This is a genomic window from Chitinophaga sancti (genome assembly GCF_034087045.1).
Classification (GTDB): Bacteria; Bacteroidota; Bacteroidia; order Chitinophagales; family Chitinophagaceae; genus Chitinophaga; species Chitinophaga sancti_B.
On record NZ_CP139247.1, the window covers coordinates 2,165,137 to 2,187,122 of the forward strand.

General features: G+C 45.1%; 16 protein-coding genes. 13 read left to right on the plus strand and 3 right to left on the minus strand.

Features of this window, described 5'->3' with window-relative positions; all coding sequences use genetic code 11:
* Positions 1–105 precede the first annotated feature (105 nt).
* The 3 genes from SIO70_RS09090 (at position 106) to SIO70_RS09100 (ending at position 6,024) form a co-directional block, all read left to right on the plus strand.
* On the plus strand, positions 106–2,178 hold the full coding sequence (locus tag SIO70_RS09090) for a hypothetical protein (protein WP_320580591.1): 2,073 nt from the start codon (positions 106–108) through the stop codon (positions 2,176–2,178).
* Positions 2,179–2,198: 20 nt separating this feature from the next.
* Positions 2,199–3,305: a glycoside hydrolase family 88 protein gene (locus SIO70_RS09095; RefSeq protein WP_320580592.1), complete on the plus strand. Its 1,107-nt coding sequence runs from the start codon at positions 2,199–2,201 to the stop codon at positions 3,303–3,305.
* 271 nt (positions 3,306–3,576) lie between these two features.
* On the plus strand, positions 3,577–6,024 hold the full coding sequence (locus SIO70_RS09100) for a glutaminase family protein (protein WP_320580593.1): 2,448 nt from the start codon (positions 3,577–3,579) through the stop codon (positions 6,022–6,024).
* 1,004 nt (positions 6,025–7,028) lie between these two features.
* Here SIO70_RS09100 and SIO70_RS09105 read toward each other — a convergent pair.
* On the minus strand, positions 7,029–7,268 hold the full coding sequence (locus SIO70_RS09105; RefSeq protein WP_320580594.1) for a hypothetical protein: 240 nt from the start codon (positions 7,266–7,268) through the stop codon (positions 7,029–7,031).
* 84 nt (positions 7,269–7,352) lie between these two features.
* Here SIO70_RS09105 and SIO70_RS09110 point away from each other — a divergent pair, with 84 nt between their 5' ends.
* The 3 genes from SIO70_RS09110 to SIO70_RS09120 all read left to right on the plus strand — a co-directional run bounded on the left by SIO70_RS09110 (position 7,353) and on the right by SIO70_RS09120 (position 10,099).
* A complete protein-coding gene (locus SIO70_RS09110; RefSeq protein WP_320580595.1) occupies positions 7,353–8,798 on the plus strand; it encodes a sialate O-acetylesterase in 1,446 nt (481 codons plus the stop codon).
* A 144-nt stretch (positions 8,799–8,942) separates the two neighbouring features.
* A complete protein-coding gene (locus SIO70_RS09115) occupies positions 8,943–9,818 on the plus strand; it encodes a DMT family transporter (RefSeq protein ID WP_320580596.1) in 876 nt (291 codons plus the stop codon).
* Between the two features lie 95 nt (positions 9,819–9,913).
* A complete protein-coding gene (locus tag SIO70_RS09120; protein WP_320580597.1) occupies positions 9,914–10,099 on the plus strand; it encodes a hypothetical protein in 186 nt (61 codons plus the stop codon).
* A gap of 281 nt (positions 10,100–10,380) precedes the next feature.
* Here SIO70_RS09120 and SIO70_RS09125 read toward each other — a convergent pair whose 3' ends face one another.
* Positions 10,381–10,800, minus strand: coding sequence for a hypothetical protein (locus SIO70_RS09125; protein WP_320580598.1), 420 nt, complete (start codon positions 10,798–10,800; stop codon positions 10,381–10,383).
* 48 nt (positions 10,801–10,848) lie between these two features.
* Positions 10,849–11,088, minus strand: a complete 240-nt coding sequence (locus SIO70_RS09130) for a hypothetical protein (protein ID WP_320580599.1) — start codon at positions 11,086–11,088, stop codon at positions 10,849–10,851.
* A 408-nt stretch (positions 11,089–11,496) separates the two neighbouring features.
* Between SIO70_RS09130 and SIO70_RS09135 the strand changes: the two genes are divergently transcribed.
* From SIO70_RS09135 to SIO70_RS09165, 7 genes are all read left to right on the plus strand, one after another.
* A complete protein-coding gene (locus SIO70_RS09135; protein ID WP_320580600.1) occupies positions 11,497–12,072 on the plus strand; it encodes an RNA polymerase sigma-70 factor in 576 nt (191 codons plus the stop codon).
* A 115-nt stretch (positions 12,073–12,187) separates the two neighbouring features.
* The gene (locus tag SIO70_RS09140) at positions 12,188–13,186 is read left to right on the plus strand and encodes a FecR family protein (RefSeq protein ID WP_320580601.1); all 999 of its coding nucleotides are present in this window, start codon (positions 12,188–12,190) and stop codon (positions 13,184–13,186) included.
* A 244-nt stretch (positions 13,187–13,430) separates the two neighbouring features.
* The gene (locus SIO70_RS09145; RefSeq protein WP_320580602.1) at positions 13,431–16,919 is read left to right on the plus strand and encodes a TonB-dependent receptor; all 3,489 of its coding nucleotides are present in this window, start codon (positions 13,431–13,433) and stop codon (positions 16,917–16,919) included.
* 4 nt (positions 16,920–16,923) lie between these two features.
* A complete protein-coding gene (locus tag SIO70_RS09150; protein ID WP_320580603.1) occupies positions 16,924–18,528 on the plus strand; it encodes a RagB/SusD family nutrient uptake outer membrane protein in 1,605 nt (534 codons plus the stop codon).
* A 32-nt stretch (positions 18,529–18,560) separates the two neighbouring features.
* On the plus strand, positions 18,561–19,694 hold the full coding sequence (locus SIO70_RS09155; protein ID WP_320580604.1) for a SusE domain-containing protein: 1,134 nt from the start codon (positions 18,561–18,563) through the stop codon (positions 19,692–19,694).
* Between the two features lie 11 nt (positions 19,695–19,705).
* Positions 19,706–20,839, plus strand: coding sequence for a glycoside hydrolase family 76 protein (locus SIO70_RS09160; RefSeq protein WP_320580605.1), 1,134 nt, complete (start codon positions 19,706–19,708; stop codon positions 20,837–20,839).
* 44 nt (positions 20,840–20,883) lie between these two features.
* Positions 20,884–21,948: a glycoside hydrolase family 76 protein gene (locus SIO70_RS09165; RefSeq protein WP_320580606.1), complete on the plus strand. Its 1,065-nt coding sequence runs from the start codon at positions 20,884–20,886 to the stop codon at positions 21,946–21,948.
* The last annotated feature ends 38 nt before the right edge of the window (positions 21,949–21,986 follow it).

Genomic DNA, 21,986 nt, shown 5'->3' on the forward strand with positions numbered 1-21,986 from the left:
AAAAAGACAGCATAGGATACCTTTCCTCTCATCATTTTGCATATTTGAAAAGTCAACTTTTTATGCAAACGTTTCCATAAAAACGTACTTTTAAGTATTCCACGAATGAAAAACTATATTACTTTCCTGTTGACCTGCACATACAGTATAGTGTGTGGACAAACGCCCATCAACCGCCAGGCGCTGGTTGAGCGGCATAATGTGACCCTGCACCAGGCAGATACACTCGCCGCTCTGACTCTGGGCAATGGCAACTTTGCATTTACTGTAGATGTCACTGGTTTGCAAACGTTTCCCGAAGCATATAGCAAAGGTATTCCCCTGGGTACCCAGTCAGGCTGGGGATGGCATAGCTTCCCCAACAGTGAAGGGTATAAAATCGATGATGCTTACCAGCCTTATCACCTGCATGGCCGGGATATCACCTACACGGTACAAAAGAAAAATACCCCGGCTGTCGACTATTTCCGCCAGAATGTACATCGCTTACAATTGGGGAACATTGGGTTTCAGATACTGAAAAGGAATGGACAACCCGCTACCCTCGATGATATCCAACAGGTAGACCAGGTACTGGACCTCTGGAATGGAGAGGTCCGCAGCGCTTTTACTGTAGAAGGCGTTCCCGTAAAAGTCCGTACCGTCGTTCATCCACAAAAAGACCTCCTATCTATCAAAATCATTTCCCCGCTTGTAAAGCAGGGGCGTTTGAAAATCCGTATCCGCCTTCCTTACCCCACAGGCGAATTCGCTGATGCGGGTACAGACTACCAGCATCCTGACAGGCACCAATCGTCTGTTATTAAACCCGGTCTTATCATCCACGAGTTAGATTCAACCCATTATTATCTGAATTACTCCCCTATAAATACCAGCAGTCCTCATCTCCATGAGTATCTGCTTACCCCTGACGAGGAGATCACTGTTGAGTTCTCTCCTCGTGAAGCGCAGGACCTTCCTTCTTTTGCGCAAACGGAAAAAGATAGCCGCCAATACTGGCAGGCGTTCTGGAAAAGGGGCGGAGCGGTTGATTTCAATGGTAGTACAGACCCCCGCGCCTTTGAACTGGAAAGGAGAGTGGTCCTTTCCCAGTATCTCATGGCAGTGCAATGTGCCGGCTATATGCCGCCGCAGGAAACAGGGTTGACGTACAATAGCTGGTATGGTAAACCACACCTTGAAATGTACTGGTGGCATGCCGTTCATTTTGCACTTTGGGGAAGGGCAGACCTGATGGAGAAAAGCTTGCAATGGTATGCGACCGTTGCTGACAAAGCACGTGCTATTGCACAAAGACAGGGTTACAAAGGTATTCGCTGGCAAAAGATGACAGACCCCGAAGGGAATGAAAGCCCATCTTCTGTAGGCGCTTTCCTCATCTGGCAACAGCCTCATTTTATTTACATGGCTGAGTTACTGTATCGCCAGCACCCTGAAGTATTGACAAAATACCAGTCGCTGGTCGCTGCTACGGCCGATTTTATGGCGTCTTATGCGTGGTATGACAGTGCCACCCATCATTATATATTAGGCAAAGGACTCATTCCTGCACAGGAAAGATTTAAACCTGAAGACACGTACAATCCAACATACGAACTGGCTTACTGGCGATGGGGATTGCAAACGGCTCAACGATGGAGAGAAAGAGCTGGGTTACCCCGTAACCCGGAATGGGATCAGGTATTAAATGGCTTATCGCCACTACCACAGCAGGAAGGCTTATACCTGGCAGCTGAAAGTGCGCCTGATAGCTATACCCGACCGGCATACATGACAGATCACCCTGCCGTACTGGGTACCCTGGGCATGTTACCCACCAGTGCTGCACTGGATACGGCTGTTATGCACCATACTCTCGATAAGATATGGACCAGCTGGGATTGGAAAGATACATGGGGATGGGATTTTCCACTCACCTGCATGACCGCGGTAAGACTAGGACAACCTGAAAGAGCAATAGATGCCCTGTTCATGAATATCAAAACAAATACCTGGTTACCCAATGGCCATAACTACCAGGATGATCGGTTAAGGCTTTACCTTCCTGGAAATGGCGGGTTACTAACAGCGGTGGCACTGATGTGTGCAGGTTTTGATGGCTGTACCATCAAAGAACTGGGCATTCCTAAAAACGGTAAATGGAAAATAAAATGGGAAGGCCTGCAGCCTATGCCCTGATAAATTAAAATATATCCACAATGAAAAAGTATTTCCTGTTCGTTATCATGCTGTTGGCCGTAAGCACCCAGGCACAGCAGACCCTCATTCCAAAAAAGACCACGCTGGCGGCGTTGACGAAGGCGAATCAATATTTTATGGAGAAATGGCCGGATACCGGGAAAGAGATTGTGTTGAATAAAACATGGCCTTCTAATATCTGGACCCGTGGTGTGTATTATGAAGGCCTCATGGCATTGTATACTATTGACCCAAAGCAATCCTATTATGATTATGCTGTGCAATGGGGTGAAAAACATAACTGGAACCTTCGCAATGGTATTAAAACCCGCAATGCGGATGACCAGGATTGTGGGCAGACGTATATTGATCTGTACCTGATAGACAAAAAACCGGAACGTATCGCCAATATCAAAGCGTCTATTGATACCATGCTAAAGACATCTAAAATAGACGACTGGCATTGGATCGACGCCATTCAGATGGCGATGCCTGTAATGGCCCGCTTAGGTAAAATATATAAGGATACGGCTTATTTCCACCGCATGTATGAAATGTATGAGTGGACAAGGAATGGTTTGTATAATAAAGAAGAGCATTTGTGGTGGAGAGATAAGGATTTCATTCCTCCTTATAAGGAACCAAATGGACAGAACTGCTATTGGAGTCGTGGCAATGGATGGGTACTGGCAGCTCTGGTAAGAACAATGGAGCAACTCCCCGAAAACTCTCATTATTATAAGATCTTCCTCAATGACTTTAAGGAAATGTCAGCTGCTGTTTTACCCCTGCAAAGGATGGATGGATTCTGGAATGCGAGCCTGCACGATCCCAATAATTATGGTGGTAAAGAGCTCACAGGTACTTCATTATTTGTATATGGTATTACCTGGGGTATTCGTAAAGGTTACCTGGATAAAAAGACTTATTATCCGGTGGTGGTGAAAGCCTGGAATGCGCTGGTAAAAGATTGTGTACATGATAATGGAATGCTGGGCTTTGTGCAGAGTACAGGTAAGCAACCTTCAGATGGTCAGCCGGTTAGTTTTGATAAGATACCCGATTTTGAGGACTATGGGTTGGGATGCTTCCTCTTAGCCGGTAGCGAGATTTATAAATTGAAATAATTTTTCAGGCCTGTGGCAGCTATTTCTTCTTTCCTGCCTGCCGCAGGCCCACCCCCCCTCGTTAAACCCCATTTGCAAAAAAATTAAGCGTACCCTATACCTTTATTTAGAATAAAATCCCTATTTTTCACCCGTGTGAATGAAAAAAGTGTAGCAGAATACCACGTCATTACTCAAACTCAGGTCTATGCGTCTCAACACTTCCGCAGCCAACAATGGCTTTGCGTCCACGTTTGCGTATAATTTAATCAATATAAAGCTCCACAAAACCATGAACAAATTTTTGGGATTTGCCGCGCTGTTGCTCGCTCAGCAATTGCATGCGCAGCAACAACAGGCTCCAGCCTATCCATTGGTAACACACGATCCTTATTTCAGCATCTGGTCCGCTTCGGACAATCTCACCGCTTCAGCCACCCGTCACTGGACAGGTGCAGAACAGCCCATCGTAGGCATGGTTAAAGTGGATGGCACCACTTACCGTGTACTCGGTCAGCAAGGTGAACATTATGATGGTATCGTGCCTGCTGCCGACGAAAAGAAATACACCGTTGCCTATACAGAAACAGCGCCTGCGGCTGACTGGATGTCTACCGATTTCATTGAAAAAGGCTGGCAGACAGGTGAGGCACCTTTCACCAACGACAAACATATGTCAGGTACACAATGGAATACCCGCGACATCTGGGTACGCCGCTCATTCAACCTGAATAAGCTCCCTTCAGAACCATTGTTCCTGAAGATCAATCACGATGATAACGCTGAAGTTTATATTAATGGTACTAAAGCGTATAGCTACGAAGGTTGGTTGAATCACACACAATATTTCCCTATCAGCGACGATGTAAAGAAACTCCTGAAGAAAGGTAAAAATGTACTGGCCATACATGTTACCAACACACAGGGTGGTGCTTACCTCGATGCCGGTATCTCTGTAAAACCAAAGAATGTACTGGCTGACAATATTAAAATAGCCGTGCAGAAAAGCGTACAGCTCACAGCTACGCAGACTACCTACACCTTTACCTGTGGTAAGGTAGATCTGACGCTGAACTTCCTGTCTCCTTTATTATTAAATGACCTTGACCTGATGTCTCGTCCGGTGTCTTATATCAGCTACAAAGTACAATCTAACGATGGCGCACAGCACGATGTACAGGTGTACTTTGGTGCAAGTTCCACGCTCGCTACCAATACCGCTGGTCAGGAGGTGACTGCACAGCAGCTTAACAGCAATGGTCTGTCTATATTGAAAGCAGGTACGACAGAGCAGGCGATCCTGGCGAAGAAAGGGGATGACCTCCGCATAGACTGGGGTTACCTGTATGTAGCTGTACCAAAAGAAGCCAACGCAACTCAGACTATAACAACTGATGGTGATGCGATTGCTTCTTTCGTAGGTAAACCAAAAGCAGTAACTACCGGCAAACAACTGATGTTGAACACGGTTGTAAAACTGGGTAAAGTAGGTGCTGAATCCAAAGAACAGGTTGTCCTCATTGGTTATGATGATATCTACAGCATTCAGTACTTCGGTACTAACCTGCGCCCATGGTGGAAAAAGGATGATACCTTCACCATCGAAAAAGAACTGGCTGCTGCCAGCAAAGACTACGGTTCCATCCTGGAACGCTGCAATACCTTCGACAAACAGATGTATGCTGATGCGACCAAAGCAGGTGGCGACACTTATGCTAAGTTGTGTGTACTCGGTTATCGCCAGAGCATTGCTGCACATAAACTGGTGAAGAGTCCTGAAGGCGAAATCCTGTTCCTCTCCAAAGAGAACTTCAGCAATGGTTGTATCAATACAGTGGATGTAACTTATCCATCCGCTCCTTTGTTCCTGATCTACAATCCTGATCTGATGAAGGGGATGACAAACGGTATCTTCTACTTCAGCGAAAGCGGTAAATACACCGAGCCTTACGCTGCACATGACCTGGGCACGTACCCGTTGGCAAATGGGCAGGTATATGGCGAAGGCATGCCGGTAGAAGAATCTGGTAACATGATCATCCTGATTGCAGCTATCGCAAAAGCAGAAGGTAATGCTGATTATGCAAAGAAGCATTGGAAGACCCTGACAACCTGGGCCGACTACCTGCTGAAAGAAGGTTTCGATCCAGCTAACCAGCTGTGTACCGATGACTTTGCCGGTCACCTGGCCAGAAATGCTAACCTCTCTGTAAAAGCGATCGTTGGTTTGGGTTGTTATGCTATGCTGGCAGATCAGCTGGGCGAGAAGGCAACAGCTGAGAAGTTCAGAACAGCAGCAAAAAATATGGTGACGAACTGGATGAAACTGGCAGATGATGGTGACCACTATACCCTGGCGTTTGAGCGCAAAGGCACCTGGAGCCAGAAGTACAACCTGGTTTGGGATAAAGTATTGGGTCTGGACCTGTTTCCAAAAGCAGTATACGACAAGGAAATTAAATATTATCTGACACAGCAGAAGCGTTTTGGTTTGCCACTGGATAGCCGTAAGACCTACACAAAATCTGACTGGATAGTGTGGACAGCGGGGTTAACCGATAACCAGGCTGATTTTGAAGCACTGATTACTCCGGTGTATAAGTATGCAACAGAGACCAGCAGCCGTGTACCTATTTCCGACTGGCATGAGACTACCGATGGTAAGATGGTAGGATTCCAGGCGAGAAGTGTGGTAGGTGGATATTTTATGGAAATATTGGAAAAGAAACTGGGTAAATAATTGGCTGCAATCAGCCGTATCGGGGTGGGGTGGCCTTTCTACAGGCTTCCCCACCTTTGTTTTTGAGGTGTAGTAATAGTACTACACGTCCTCATTGGGGGCTTGTTTATATTTGTAGCACACTATGTCATACTATCCTGAGACTTCTCTATTGCCAAATAGCAATTTAAAATAATTTATTCAAAATATATGTATATGAGCATGATCATATACTGTTAAGAGCTTGGTTTTTATTAGGATATGGTAGAAAAAGGTTGTCATTCCTGGCGACCTTTCATTTTTCAAATCTTATTTTATCCCTATATCTTTTTACCTACATCTATTACTTGTACCGGCCAGTTTGGCCGGTTTTTGTTTTTCAGATTATTTAAATGATTAGGGCCAGTATCAAATGTTAGATACACCCCCTATTAATTCTGATACCTGGATGGAGCCATATTCTATTTTATGCAGTTCCCGGTTGTCATTTATTTATGCAACACCCACTAATTATTTAAATAGAAGCGCCTGCGAAGAGTATTCGCAGGCTGCTCACTTTTTTGGGTAATGGATGCAATTGAGGAAATAAAATGGATGGAATAAGGAAACAATGAATGTTTTGGGGAACAATGAACGAAACGGGGAAACAATGAATATTGGGGCATTGCCAATCGGATGAAAATCAGGGGTCGCAATTGGATGAAATCCGGGGATCACAACTAGACGAAAAATCGGAGGTTAAAATGGATGAAATTTTGGAGTAGGAAACTGGATGAAAACAAAGTTGAAATCAGGATGAAAATGGATAAAATTCAGGCTAAAATGGATGAAAGCTGGGTAATAATGGACGAAATTTCGGGGGTAAAATGGATGAAACTATTGGAAGTTACAATGGAATGAAAACTGCTTGCACTAAACGAATAAATATCTTATCAATTAGTTTGAACTAAACCAGTATGACTAAACACTGATCAATCAGTTCTGGCTAATCACTGATCAATTAGTTCTGGCTAATCACTGATCAATTAGTTTTCACTAAACCCACTGAAAAAGCGACGTGCTACGTGTTTAAATCTATTCACATCTTCTTCGCTCTCCAGTTCCATATCGAAATGAGTATTGGTTGTATTATAATATTGTAAAGCTGCTGCTGCAATGTCGATATTACCGTCGGCATCTGCAGTGGCTTTGATAAAGCTGCTATTTGAATTCAAATAGTGAAGCGCTTTGATGTCAAATTCGAAAGTGATGATACCGTTTGCCATGATAGTTTCATTTTAATAATTCATGCTATAAAAATTTCGTGCCAAACTATTGTAACTTGTAGTGATCATTAAAAAACTAATTTCATGCGATTAACCACGTTCCTCAGTACCACTGTTTTATCACTATTTGTTACTTTTTGTTATGCTGATATTAAATTGCCTGCTTTAGTGGGAAGCAATATGGTTCTGCAACGCAATAAACCATTACACATTTGGGGATGGGCTGATAAAGGCGAAACTGTAACAGTAACTTTTAAAGGGAAATCAGTAAAAACTGTTGCAACAGAAAAAGGTAAATGGCAGGTTACATTGCCTGCAATGCCAGCTGGTGGCCCTTACGAAATGTCGTTAAAAGGGAAGAACACCATTCACCTCGATAATATATTAATAGGTGAAGTGTGGGTGGCTTCCGGCCAGTCAAATATGGAAATGCCGCTCCAGGGCTGGGGCAAGGTCCACAACTTCGAACAGGAAGTCAAAGCAGCGAACTATCCTAACATTCGCCTGCTGATGATAAAACGTGCAACCAGTACCGTACCGCTTGATACCGTCACTGTTTTGCAGGGTGGATGGCAAGCTTGTACGCCGCAATATATTCCGGAATTTTCTGCAGTCGGGTACTTTTTTGCCCGTGAAATTAATGGGTATCAACAAGTACCTGTGGGGATCATCCTCACTTCGTGGGGTGGTACTGTAGCAGAAGCGTGGACGAGTGGGGAATCGTTGAAAAAAATGCCGGCATTTGCAGATGCGGTTAAATCATTTGAACAACTGTCCACACCGGAAGCGCCTTCAAATCCTAATAAGGCGACATTATTATATAATGCTATGATCCATCCTGTTATACCTTATACTATCCGTGGAGTGATCTGGTATCAGGGGGAGAGCAACGCGGAAAGGGCGTATCAATACAGGGAATTGTTTCCCCTCATGATCAAAGACTGGCGGAAACAGTGGAAGCAGGGGGATTTCCCTTTCTATTTCGTGCAGCTGGCTAATTACAAGGATGTGGATGCACAGCCTGTGGAGTCTGATTGGGCAGAGCTGCGGGAGGCACAATTTAAGACTTTATCACTGCCTGCTACAGGAATGGCATCGGCGATTGATATTGGAGAGGCGAAGGATATACATCCTAAAAACAAACAGGAGGTAGGGCGTAGATTGTCCCTCATCGCAAGGGCAGAGGTGTATGGGGAGAAAATTCCTTATTCCGGGCCTATCTATTTGTCTAAGCAGATTGCTGGAAACAAAGTGACTTTGAACTTTAAATATACCAATGATGGATTGCAGGTGAAGAAAGGAGGGGCATTAAAAGGGTTCGCTATCGCTGGCGACGACAAGCAATTCCATTGGGCACAGGCTACGATCAAGGGGAATCAGGTCGTGGTATGGAGTGAAGAGGTGCCACATCCTGTGGCGGTGAGGTATGATTGGGCCAATAATCCTGAGGGCAATCTATACAACGGTGCGGGGTTACCAGCGAGTCCATTTAGGACAGATGATTGGAAGGGAGTGACATTTGGGAAGTAGGAGGGATCACTTTCAGAACATAAGTGTGGAAATCTTTCAGAAAAGATTGTTGGAAATGAATCCCTTTGGAGAAGTATCCAGAGCAACTTTCAGAACAGATGACAGGAAAGATATTACCTTTGGGAAGTAACCAGGGTTTATCAGATGCGTCAAGTTGTATTCGGTGTATTATTCGCCATGCTATGGGCTTCCGCCAGCGTGGCTACCAAGATTGGTATCAGATCAGCAGAGCCTTTAATATTGGCCAACTTCCGATTTTTCCTCGCAGGAGGAGGGATGTTGTTGTTTGCCTATCTTATACAGAAAGGCAAACATAGAATGCCGCGGGGAAAGGAGTGGAGACAGCTGCTCACATTTGGTTTTCTCAATACTACATTATACCTGAGTTTTTATGTTATTTCCATGAAATCGGTATCTGCGGGTATCGGCACCCTGGCTACTGCAACGAACCCTTTATTCATCATGGCGATATCTGCATTATGGCTCAAACGACCATTAAGATGGTATGAGCTCACGGGTATGTTCCTGGGTTTATCCGGCGTTGCAGTAGCTACTTATCCTTTGTTGGCAGAGAGCCATGGGTCTGTAGCAGGGCTAATCATACTGCTTACCGGTATGTTATCTGTTTCTGTTGCTACTGTCTATTATTCCCGCATCGAATGGGAGTTACCCAATCTCCTCATTAATGGCTGGCAGGTATTTCTGGGTGGGTTGTTGTTATTGCCATTTACCTGCTTTACTTCTGATTTTTCTACTACCAGATACGACATCAATTTTTGGGGTGGGCTTTTATGGTTGGTACTTCCTGTTTCTGTCACGGCATTACAGCTGTTCTTCTATCTTGTAAAGCGTGATGCAGTGCGTGCATCGCTCTGGCTCTTTCTCTGTCCGGTATTCGGTTTTATCTATGCGGCTATCTTATTGCATGAGGCGGTTACCTGGTTTACATGGGTTGGGACGATCTTAGTAATAGCAGGGTTATATTTGGGACAGCGCGAGAAGTTTGCTGCGAAAAAGTGATTATTCAATAAATTTAATCATGCCGAATCTTTATATCATGGCAGGGCAATGGCATACCGGTATTTGGGAAGTAATATTGCAACAAAGTAGGCACTATGACCGATAAACAAAAAACACACAAAGAATTATCTGAAAAGATAAAACTGGGAGTTGAAATTGCCAGACGTAGACTTGTGGAAGCACGTGCTGCCAATAATGAAAACCTAATTATCGGTGACAAAGATGGCAATTTCAAAAGTGTACCTGCAAAAGATCTTTTACAACAAATAAAACGATCTTAATCTTCCCTCGTCCATAACCGGACATCGCTCCGCTCAAAACCGGACACCCTACCCCCACAACCCTCTGACTATCATCTTATTCCCATATGGCACCATTACTGCTTCCACCTCCTCATGCTGAAAATCACCATCCGCCGCCTCCTCCGTTTTAAAAAAGCTTCCTTACTCAACATCGCCGGTCTTGCCATCGGCATCGGTAGCCGTAGCTTTGCTCACCGTGAATCACAAAGCAATGACTGCCGCGCTGACCAATCCGGTCCAAAGTATTCAAACGGAATAGACTACTCTTCAAATTCAATGCTTTTGATCTTGTTAGCAAGGTTGTCAATACTTTGCAGCTCGATCTCTATCATTTTCCTTTTCAGTGCTGCTGCTTCTTCAGAAGAGATAAGCCCATCACTTAATGCTGCTTCTATTTTCTGTAGTAGAAGTTTTTTAAATTTCACTACCCGCTTCCGTTTGTAATACGCATTCTTCTCCCGGATAAGGAACTTCCAGATTAAAGAGAAGGCTATTGAAACAGTGGGAGCAATAATAACAAGCCAGGACTTTAGTGGATAATTGTCAGGGAGATTACTAGCTAGTAGTACGAGCAGGGTACCACTGCTTGCGCCAGCTATACTGGCAGATGTAGAGCTTGGTTGCTGGTTATTGAGAGCCTCTGTGGATGGGTTAGCAACCAATGAGTTTGCTTGATCCAAGGAATGAAAATGGTTTTATAGGATTGAATTGAATTTATGGTATTTGGGTCACTTACCTAGTAGTACATCCATCGTGCGAAGAATCTCTTGGGCATCATTCTGTTTTTCCAGTTCAAGTACTACTACCTTTCCTCTTCTGTCCTCCAATACTAAAGCCTTCGGAGGATGTGTGTTATATTTCTTCAGCCTGGCTGATTCCCTCCAGGCACTGATAACAGGTAATGCTAAGGTAGACAGCAAGCTGAAAACAGCTATAATTGATAATATGGTATTAAATATCGCCGACATTAATCATTTGAAGTTTGATAATTTTGGGTAACAATACTAAGTTAAGGCTTTTCCCCCGATTCACACATATAATTCTTACTATATTAACATTTCAATTAATGACTGATATTTCTGTCGCAGTGTATACTGGCAAAGGGTTTGGGTTTTATTTATTTGACGGAAAAGTACTCAATTCTGAATGAGTAAATCACGCCATTCCTTTCAAATTTACCTTGGGCAGATTCAAATGGTTGAGGTGGGCCCTGCGGCAGCTTCCGGAAGAAGCGTGTTGCTGAAAAAAATATTTTTTATGGCTGTCAGTAATTTATCTAATTTATCTGTCCTATATCAAATGGTCTAACTGCCATTATTCCACATTATGAAAGGGGCAAAAATTATCTATATCGTCTACGGTACTGTCAGCAGGGTATGAGCAACAATGAAAACATCCGTTTATGGCAACAGCAAATAGCTGATGATGGTGATGAAAAAGCTTTCGCCTCGCTATTCCGTCACTATTACGAACGACTACTGCACTTCTGCATGCAATACGTGTCCACGCGCGAAGCTGCGGAAGAAATCGTCTCGGACGTGTTCGTGAAGATCTGGAACCGACGTGCCGGGCTGGATGCTATTTCCAACCTGGAAGTATACCTGTTCGTAGCTGTCAAAAATCATTCTCTCAATTATCTGGAACAATATTCCAACCTTAGAATTACTCCACTAAATGATGATACTGGTTTAGCCGGACTGACCACTACAGACCCGGAGAAAACGATGGAATGGAAAGAGATCCTCTTCAAAATGGATCAGGAAGTAAACCGTCTGCCGGATCAATGTCGGCGGGTGTTTAAACTGATTAAAGAAGAAGGATTTAAATATAAAGATGTGGCTGAAATTCTTAACATCTCTCCACGCACTGTCGAAACCCAATTATTCAGAGCGATGAAGCGATTGAATGAAGTGATCGGGCCATTCGTTTCACTGAAAGCAAAAAAGAAGTAGGCCATCCTTTTCTCTGACAATGAAAATATATTTCGCTAAACAGAAAAAAAATTAATCTCTCTGTAAGTAGTTTTCAAAATATCTCTGTCCTTCTCATACAACCGGCTCCTCAATTATGATCAACGATGAACTTTTTAATACACTAGCCGCCAGGAAACTGGCTGGAGAAGCTACCGCCGAAGAGCTGCAGGAGTTGGATATCCTAATGCAGGATAACGATTATTTACGGGAACAATTTACCCTATTACAATCCTATTTCAGGGAAGCACCTTATCACGCTGCGGCAGATACTGAACTAGCCCTGCAAAAAACTATGGCACGCATTCACGCCACCCCCACACTCCAACCAAAAAGAGCTGTGTGGAAATGGCTCAGTGTCGCCGCTGCCGCTCTGTTATTACTCGGTACCGGATTATTGTATGTAGACAAAGCTCATACTCCTGTATCACAGATGGCAGTCAATGACACCATGCAATGGCTGCATCGCCAGAATGGCAAAGCAACCCGCGCCAGCATCGAACTTGCTGACGGTAGTAAGATCTGGCTCAATGTAGACAGTAAACTCACTTACCCTGAAGTGTTCAACAGTAACTCCAGGGAAGTCTACCTCATCGGCGAAGCATTCTTTGATATCGCACCCAATCCGGGTCGGCCTTTCATCATTCACCTCGCTAAAGGAAGTGTACATGTACTGGGCACTTCCTTTAACATCCGTGCTTATGATAATGAAGCCGTTCAGACCTCCGTACAAACAGGTAAAGTAGCCTTTATACCTGCTGATAACAGGGATACCGTCTTCATCACACCAGATGAAAAAGTAACCTATCAGCCTGCCGCTACAAAAACAATTATTAAAGAACCAACAGCTGCAGAAGACGATAAAGCCTGGACTGAAGGCCGACTCGTATTCAGAGATAAAACATTGGAAGAAATAGGCATTGAACTGGAAAGGACCTTCGGCAAGAAGATCTCATTTATAGATGAAGCACCACGGCATTACAGGCTCACCGGCTCATTCCAGAACAATAACCTGCAGGATATCATGTATTACCTTGCCAGATCAAGATCATTCCACTATAATATAACTGATAGCACACTGCTTATAAGTGAATAGCAGGAAGGTAAACGCAACCACTGTAATTGCATACTGCCGATAGGCAAACAGTAAAGCCAAAAAACGGCAAAACCAGATCGTAAATGCTAAACACGTAAATCAAAACAGCAAAAGAAAAAGAAATAGACATCATAATTCACGTTAAGGTACAGGCATCTCTAAAAAGGGCTTCCAATTCAGCCCTTTTTAGCCGCCCCCTACTCTGTAAACATCACTGATACACACAATAAACCAAAATAGCGTTATGAAAGAAAGACCGCTACGTTTTACTATTCCGGCTACTTTCCGCTCCCTTTTCCTGCCTATGTTCGTCTGTATGATCGTTATGAACATACTCGATCTGCGCGCCCAGATGGCTTTCGCCTCCAACACTGGCCGCTACTCAGGCGCACAGCAGGTAAATGCCGCCGAAAAGCCCACAGAAAACCGCATCTCCCTCCAGGTAAACGATGAAGGATTGGGACAGGTGTTGGAAAAAATTGAAGCGCAAACACCCTTTGTCTTCGTCTACTCTAACGACGAAGTGAAAGCCAGCCAAAGAGTCACCCTTTCCGTCAAAGATCAACAGCTCGACGATGTGCTCAAACTCATCCTCTCTCCGCTGGATATCCGCTTCGAAAAGATCAATAACAAAATCATCCTGCGTCAGGGCCGCCAGCCAGCCGCTACTTACCAGGCAAATGACCTGAGTGTAAGTGGCCGTATTGTAGATGCCAAAGGCGTTGGCATCCCTAACGTCAACGTACGTCTGCAAGGTACCAATCTAGGCACCACTACAAATGATGATGGTTTTTTTACGCTAAAGATCCCAGCTGGGCAAGCCAATGGTACCTTAGTTTGCTCTTCCGTTGGCTACATCCCATCGGAGGTGGGTATCAATGGCAGAACTAATATTACCGTAATGCTCACCGCCGATTCCAAGGACCTGGGAGAGATAGTGATCACAGCTTACGGCTCACAAAAGAAAACCCAGGTAACTGCGGCTATCAATACCATTTCGACCAGGGATATTGAAGGCCGCCCTGTAACAAACATGTTCCAGGCTCTCCAGGGTACTGCCCCCAACCTCATCCTGCAACAACAAAATGCAGAACCAGGTGCTAAATTGACCCTCAATATCCGTGGTGTAGGTAGCCTTACCGGCAACTCCCCACTCATCATCATCGATGGTGTGCAAACCGGTGGCGATGGCTTACAAAACCTGAACCCTTACGATGTGGAAAGCATCTCTGTACTGAAAGATGCCGCTTCTTCCGCTATCTACGGTTCTCAGGCTGCTAACGGTGTTATCTATATCACCACCAAAAGAGGTTCCAAAGACGATAAACCATCCGTGACCTACAACGGTATGTATGGCTGGCAAAAACCAACCACACTACCCCGCAACGTAGAAGCATGGGAATATATGACCCTGAAAGATGAAGCACTGGTGAACTCTGGTAAAACACCACAGTACACACCTGAAGATATTGCTTACTGGAAACGTAAAGGCTCATATCCCTCCTACATGGATGAAATGATCCGTAACTATACCCCTCAGCAAAATCATAGCTTAAGCCTGACTGGCGGGGGTAAAAGCAGCAGTTATCTGATCTCCCTCGGTTACGTCAACCAAGGCAACATGCTGCAGAATAAATACGTCAACCAGGACTTCTATTATAAACGCTATAACGCCAGGGCGAACCTCGGTGTAGATGTAAGCAAATATGTAAAAGTAAATGCCAACATCGCTTATACTAAATCCTTCTTCCGCCGCCAATCTGCAGACATCGGTATCCTGATGCGCGATGCGATGCGTACACCCCGTATCTATCCTGTAAAAGACTCCCTCGGCAACTACGTAGTTCCTGCGCTGAACAGCAACAATGTGTTCGCACAGCTGGATCTGCAAGGGTTTGATCTCGTCGAAAAGGATAACCTGCTTGGTGGCCTGGACGTAACCATCACGCCCGTGAAGCACCTGAAACTGAACTTCAACGCTTCAGGCAACTACACCATCACCAACGATATCAACAGGGTGAATAAGTACAGCTACGCACCTTATTATACCACTGCGAATCCACCTACTTACAACCAGTATTCAGAATCTGAATACAAGGATAACAACACGAACGTATACGCCACTGCTGAATACGAAAACAACTTCGGCAAGCATTACGTAAAAGCACAGGTAGGCGCCCGTAGCGATGCAGTGAATGAATACTATGGTATCAAAGCCAGCCGCTATGGTACTACCAACCTCGATGACCAATGGGCAATCGGTGGCGGTTATATTCCAAAGCCTGATGGCAGCTATGATTATTCTACTATCGGCACTTACAATGATATCAGCAACCCAAATCTCTATGCACTGAACTCTCTATTTGGCAGGGTCAACTATGTATACGACGATAAATATCTCGCTGAGTTCACCTGGCGCTATGATGGTTCTTCCAAACTGGCTCCCGGTCACCGCTGGCAGTTCTTCCCTGCATTCTCCCTGGGTTGGAGAGTGACGGACGAAAAGATCTTCAAAGACTTCAAAGATAAATACGGCAATATCAAGCTGCGCTACTCATGGGGGCAAGTGGGTAACTCCAACATCGGAGGCTTCAACTACCTGGCCCGCGTAACGCTCAACTCCGGCAAGTACGCGTTCAACAACGCACCTGCTCCCGGTGCGGATTTCTCCGCATACAACGAGACGTTGCAATGGGAAATCTCTACTATGAGTAACTATGGTGTGGATATGGATCTGTTCAATAACAAGATCACCGCCAGCTTCGACTACTTCAATAAAACCACCACTGGCATCTATCTCTTCCAGGTAGTACCGGGTACAGCCGGTATCGGCTCTTCTCTACAGAACGTAGGTAAAGTGGAAAACAAAGGATGGGAAATCTCCTTATCCTACCACGCAAAAACAGGCGCTGTGAACCACACGATCGGCGTGAACTTATCTGATAACCTGAACAGGGTGATCAAATATGGTGAACAGTCCATTCAGGGTTCTGACTTCACTTACATCATCAAAGAAGGCTTCCCGATCGCTTCTTACTACGGCTACAAATCCAATGGTCTGTACCAGAACCTGGACGATATCAAGAATGCACCCAAAGTGCCATTCGCCTACAATCAACAGGTGATGCCCGGCGATATTAAATATATAGACCGTAATGGTGATGGTGTGATCGATGCAAACGACCGTTATGTGTTCGGTAATCCATTCCCACGTTACACCTTCGGATTTAACTACAGTGCCAGTTGGCGCAACTTTGACTTCTCCATGTTCTGGCAGGGGGTTGGCAAGCGTACCCAGTTCCTGCGCGGTGATATCGTAGAAGCATTCCATAACAATGAGGACCACGCCTTTGTACAGCACCTGGATCGCTGGACACCTACAAATCCGGATGCAACTTATCCACGTCTGACCATCGGTGCGGCTGATGCTAACAACTTCGCTTATTCAGGCTACTGGCTGTTCGACACCCGCTACCTGCGCCTGAAGAACCTGCAATTTGGTTACAATCTGCCTAAACGCTTTACCGATCGCATAAAGGTACAGGGTGCAAGAATCTACTTCACCAGTCAGAACCTGCTCACCTTCACGCCACGTCGCTTCCACGATCTGGGTGTAGATCCTGAGTTCACACAGTTCGACGATAAGCTGTCTTTTTCCAATTACAATGCTATTGCAGGACGTAGCTATCCGAATGCAGCTACCTTCTCTTTCGGTATAGACCTGAAATTTTAAACGTATGAAGAGACTACTGATAATACTCATAAGTGCGACTACGCTGTATTCCTGCCGCAAGCTGGATCAGCCTATCACACGCGAATATACAGAGGAGGCCTACTGGCGGGATGCAGATGATGCCCTCGCAGCCGTAAACAGTTGTTACGAAAACATGTTGAACGATGGCTACTTTTTCGGCACCGAAGCACTGAGCGACAATGCTTATGTAAACGGTACCGGCTTTGACAACGTGACCGCTATTGCTGATGGTGCCTACGATCCATCCAATGCAAGAGTAACAAATGAATGGTCATACCGCTACACCTGTATCCGCAAGTGTAACACCGTAACAACGAATATTGACAAGGTGCCAAACATGGATTCTACCCTGAAGAAAAGAATCCTTGCAGAAGCCCGTTTTATTCGTGCCTACTCTTACTTTCAGCTGGCAGACTGGTATGGGGATGTTCCTTTCTATACCAACCTCATCACCATCGACGAAGCTAAATCCATCACCCGTACACCAAAGGCAGACATTCTCAACTTTGTACAGTCTGAGCTGGCAGCTATCCGTGCAGACCTGCCTGTAAACACGGCTTATGCTGAACAGGACAGAGGCCGCATCACCCGTGGCGCTGCGATCGCTTTCAGTGCACGGGTACATTTGTACAAGGGTGAGTGGCAGGCTGTGGTAGATGATTGTGAACAACTCATTGGCAAAACTGATAACGGAACTTATAGCCTGCAATCCAGTTATAAAAATGTATTCAGCGTCAACAATGAGTATAACAGCGAAGTGATCCTCGACCTGCAATATGGTGGTGGGCGTACCTATGCTACACAACGCAACTTCCTGCCACAGACGGTTGCATTGCTGAGAAGTGTGCTGGTGCCTACACAAGACCTCGTAGATGATTATGTAATGCTGAATGGTAAAGGTATTGCTGAATCAGGTTCCGGTTACAATGAAAGCAATCCTTACACCAACAGGGATCCTCGTTTTGAAGCTACCATCCTGCATGATGGTTCTACCATCACTGACTTTAACGGTACGGTACAAACGATTCTCACACAGCCAGGTTCTAATCCTGCTACCAATAGTGTGGATGACCAGGGCGCTTCTCCCACCGGTTATTACTTCTACAAATATTACGATCCAACCGCCAGCAATTATAACTCCAGTCTGAATCTGATCATGATCCGCTATGCAGAAGTATTGTTGATGTATGCAGAAGCAAAGAATGAATTGGGACAACTGGATGCAAACGTATGGAATACCACTGTTCGTGCATTGCGTGTACGTGCTGGATTTACTGATGCTGGTGCAACTGAATATCCTTCAGCCACTACCGATCAGCTCAGGACCATCGTACGCCGTGAAAGACGCGCAGAACTGGTATTCGAAGGTATCCGTCCTTTCGATATCCGTCGCTGGAAAATAGCTGACCAGGTAATGGCCAGACCAGTAAGAGGGATCAAGGTAACCGGAGGTGCTTTTAACAAAGATGCAAATGGATATATCATTGTGGAAAACAGGCTTTTCAACAATCCAAAGCATTACCTCTGGCCGGTGCCTACATTCGAACGTGACCAAAACAGCCACCTCGGACAAAACCAGGGTTGGTAGAATTTCCACTTATTTAAAAAATGCTGCAACACATGAAAACATACTTCCTGCATATATTAGCCATCATGTCCCTGCTGGCCGTGAGCTGTAAAAAGGACGATTACAAACTCAATACGAACATGAAGCCGGTACCAGCGCTGAGTGCACCGGTAGATGATAAGTATATCAAACTGCAACCTACTACCAGCGCTTCCGTATCATTCGAATGGGAGCAGGCTCGTGCCGAAGATGGTTCACTGGTACTGTACGAAGTAGTGTTCGACAAGGAAGACGGCGACTTCTCTGCACCATTGGCTACCATTGCATCTGATGGTGGTGGAGTGAATAACAAGTTGACACTGTCTCACAAAGATCTGAACACTATCGCTGCCAAAGCGGGCATCGCTTCTCTTGCTGTAGGCAAACTGAAATGGACCGTCAACTCATCTAAAGGGTACAATATTCAGAAAGCTGCTGAAACCCGTACTATCGAAGTAGAAAGACCAAACGGATTTGCAGAAATCCCTGTTGATGTATTCCTGACCGGTGCTGCTACTGAAGGGGGTGATAACCTGGCTGCTGCCCTGAAAATGAAATCAACTTCTGCAGGTGTATTTGAAATTTATACTTCCCTGAAAAATGGTACTTACCATTTCACAGACAGAAATACCGGTACACCGACCACCTACTATATTGATGGGGGAGCTGTAAAACAAGATGGCGAAAGTACACAGGCAGGTGGCACAAAAATTTACCGTCTGCAACTGGACTTCAACAATGCTGCAGCTACTGTAACAGAAATTACCGCGATAGGTCTGTGGTTCGCACCTGAAAACAAAATTATGTACAACCTGGATTATACCAGCAATGGTGTATGGTCTTTCAAAAACCAGCCGATCACCTTCCACCAGGAATCATGGGGGCGTGATGAACGTTATAAATTCCGCCTGAGTGTCACTGCTGCCGATGGTACGACAGGTTACGAATGGTGGGGTTCTTCTAATGCCGACAACAACCGTCCTACTTCTGCCACACCACTGTCTTTCTGGGAACTACACCTGATCAGCAACAGCGATCAGTACAACTACTGTTTCAAATTTAACGGTGATGTAGACACTAAAAACTGTGATGTGAATGTATACTTCTCTCCAGACAAGACGTATACGCATGAAGTAATCATTAAATAAATTATTGGATTATGCACAAATTGATAATTGTTGGCACCTTACTCATTACAGGATTTACTTCCTGCCTGAAAGAGCCTGTGGACGATGGTCCCGGGCCTGGCGCAGGCGCTGTGAGCTATGTATATAACTGGCCTGCTATCGCTGATTCTACAGAGAATTCACTGATCAGCGGCTGGTACAATCAGAGTGGCAATTACTTTAACAAGAACAATAGCAGTGACCAGACTTTCAACTACTGGCCCAATGCGCATGCACTGGATCTACTGGTAGATGCATACCTGCGTACAGGTGATGTGGCCATCAAAGCACGTATGGATAAATTGCTGGATGGTGCACAGGTGAAAAATGGCAATACCATCATCAATCACTTCTATGATGATATGGAATGGATGACGCTGGCTTGCCTGCGTGCATACGAAGCCACCAGTGATGCGCGATACAAAACTGCCGCTACCACCCTGTGGGAAGACATCAAAGGTGGGTGGGATGAAACCTTTGGTGGCGGTATTTATTGGAACAAGGACCGTCAAAATAAGAATACGCCCGCCAATGCGCCCGCCAGCATCATCGCCTCCCGCTTTTACCAGTTGGACCATAAAGGCGATGACCTGGCATGGGCTAAGAAGATCTATCAATGGCAAAAAGATAATCTTGTAGACCCAACTACAGGGCTGGTTTGGGATGGCCTGGATGCCAGTGGTACGAACAAGGCCTGGAAGTTTACCTACAACCAGGGTGTGTTCATAGGTGCAGCAGTAGAGTTGTACAAACTCACAGGTGATAATACTTACCTCTCTGATGCCTTGAGAACGGCGAATAATTCCCTGGGTAGTGAGTTCACCACCAACAACATCTTCAAAGACGAGGGTGGGGGCGATGGTGGTCTGTTCAAAGGGATCCTGGTTCGGTACCTGATGCTGCTTATTACAGATGGGAGTATTTCCAGCACCGACCAGGCGAAATTTGCCAATTCCTTATTGCTGAATGCACAAACCATGTGGTTGCAGGGTACTACCCGTCCACAGGTAATCTTTAATACCAGCTGGACAACTACAGCAACTACTACAGATCTGACTACCCAGCTCAGCGGATCTATGTTGATAGAAGCTGTAGCCAGGCTAAAAGAACTGGAATTGATTGACTAATTTTATATCTCCGGCTTCGGCCGGAGATATAAAAATCCACAAGCATGCTTAAATACTCAGGTCTCATGATGCTGCTATGCGTTCATAGCAGCATTTTCGCGCAGTCATCTGCCAACAAAACTCACGCAGACACACTCTGGTCAGCAGTCACCAGGAATCTGTATGACGCGCAAAACAAACTCTATTACGAAACCACCGACAAGGAAAAGAGAGAAAACCCACATTCCTATCTCTGGCCTTTGTGTGGTTTGATCCAGGCAGCCAACGAAATGGAAGCCATTCACCCGGGCAAAAACTACATGCCCACCGTTATTACAGCCATTAATGCCTATTACGACAAGAAAGCCCCCGCACCGGGTTATGACTCCTATGTTGTGAAAGAAAAGGGCGGAGACAGGTTTTATGACGACAATCAGTGGATTGCCATCGCTTACCTGGATGCGTATAAGCGCACAAAGAAGAAATGGTATCTTGAAAAAGCCACGGAAATTTATAAATTTATGATGACGGGCTTTGATACCATTTCCGGTGGTGGTTTATACTGGAAAGAGGGAGATAAAGGTGGTAAAAACACCTGCTCCAATGGCCCAGGCGTATTGGTAGCCTTACAGTTATATCAGGCTACCCACCAGAAAAGCTATCTCGATACGGCGCTGCTGTTGTACAATTGGGTTAACAAATACCTGCAGGCGCCCGAAGGTTTTTATTACGACATGATCCATGTGCCATCGTTAAAAATCGACTCCGCTACTTACACCTACAATGCGGGCACGATGCTGGAAGCCAATGTCAAACTATATCATATTACAAAGGATAAGCATTACCTGGAAGCTGCACAACACATAGCAGCCGGCAGTTATGCTCACTTTTTCCACCAGGGCAGGTTTCCATATTCCTATTGGTTCAATGCTGTCCTGCTCAGAGGGTACGAAGCACTGTATGCTGTGGATGGTAACCGACAGTATATCAATGCAATGCAGGAAGATGCCGACAAGGTATGGACTACCGAAAGTGATGAAAGAGGATTGGTAGGCCGTAAGACGGACAAAGATTTATTAGGACAAACGGGTATGATGGAAATTTATGCCCGCCTTGCCCGGATAAAATAAGTATCTTTGCTTCTCTATGAAATACAGGAATACAAAAG